The sequence below is a fragment of the Xenorhabdus entomophaga genome, assembly GCF_037996725.1.
Lineage (GTDB): Bacteria > Pseudomonadota > Gammaproteobacteria > Enterobacterales > Enterobacteriaceae > Xenorhabdus > Xenorhabdus khoisanae.
In genome coordinates this window covers 1-293 of the sequence record NZ_JBBMXH010000421.1, presented here as the reverse complement: position 1 = coordinate 293, position 293 = coordinate 1, and the positions used below count along the sequence as shown (strand labels likewise).

The window sequence follows — 293 nt, the reverse complement described above, 5'->3', positions numbered from 1 at the left end:
GAATGAGAAAGGCAGCTTACCCGCGCTGCTCTGGCAGCACCGGATGGACGAACCCATCGGTATTTATACCGAGATGAAAGAAGACGAGACCGGGCTGTATCTCAAGGGGCGCTTACTCATTGATGACGATCCGCTGGCGAAACGGGCCCACGCCCATATGAAAGCCGGTTCCCTGTCGGGGTTGTCCATCGGCTATATCCTGAAAGACTGGGAATATGACCGGACAAAAGAGGCGTTTTTACTCAAAGATCTCGATTTATGGGAAGTGAGTCTGGTGACCTTTCCCGCTAACG

The 293-nt window shown here is 52.9% G+C and carries 1 protein-coding gene; it reads left to right on the top strand.

The features are described 5' to 3' along the window. A partial coding sequence (locus tag AAC854_RS23470) for an HK97 family phage prohead protease (RefSeq protein ID WP_340619178.1) occupies nt 1-293 on the top strand: 293 nt, incomplete at both ends.